This window comes from Pseudomonas sp. 1912-s, assembly GCF_029269205.1.
Classification (GTDB): Bacteria; Pseudomonadota; Gammaproteobacteria; order Pseudomonadales; family Pseudomonadaceae; genus Aquipseudomonas.
In genome coordinates this window covers 1-791 of sequence record NZ_JARIXR010000078.1, presented here as the reverse complement: position 1 = coordinate 791, position 791 = coordinate 1, and the positions used below count along the sequence as shown (strand labels likewise).

Genomic DNA, 791 nt, shown 5'->3' with positions numbered 1-791 from the left:
GCGGGCCGCCGCGACGGGGCGTCCCTGCCCCGTCGCGGCTAAACCGGCGTCCTGCCGGTTTACCCGCTCCTCAATCCCTGCGTTCGGCCTCGGGCTTATTGGGGCAGTCAGAGCCAGATCAAGATCAAAAGCAAGAGCACAGCGGCCTACAGGCCGGCTTGAGTGGTAGAAGCCAGAGCAAAAGCCAAAGCGAAAAMCAAATCTGAAACGGATGCAGCTCTGCTTTTCTGTGGGAGCTGGCTTGCCTGCGATGCAGACAACTCGGTTTTTCAGATGCACCGAGGCGAGGCCATCGCAGGCAAGCCAGCTCCTACAGTTGGACCGTGCCCGCTCTGGCTTTTGATTTTGATTTTGCCTTTGCTTCACACCACTCAAGCCGGCCTGTAGGCCGCTGTGCTGTTGATCTGCTTTTGATCTTGATCTTAGGCGCCCCGTTAAACCACGCTGGCCGAACGCAGGCTTTGGAGCGTGGGTAACCCGGCAGGACGCCGGGTTAGCCGCGCTGGGCCAAGGATGGCCCATCGCGGCGGCCCGCGGAGTAATGCCGGAGTGAGCAACCGTGTCGAAATTCAAGCCATTTCAGCGAAATGCTTTTGATCGCGCACCATCGCATTCAGGATCGTCAGCAACTTTCTCATGCATGCCACCAGCGCTACTTTCTTCGTCTTCCCTGCAGCAAGCAGATGGTTGTAAAACCTCTCGATCACCGGGTTATGGCTCTTCGAGGATAAGACAGCCATGTAAAGGACACTTCGCACCTCAGCTCGACCACCCCATATCCGTCTACGTCC

General features: G+C 57.8%; 1 protein-coding gene. It reads right to left on the bottom strand.

The annotated features are described in order from the left end of the window. Positions 1 to 569 precede the first annotated feature (569 nt). Positions 570 to 791, bottom strand: a 222-nt coding sequence (locus P3C29_RS32605) for a transposase (RefSeq protein WP_345952315.1), incomplete at its 5' end; no start/stop codon positions are given.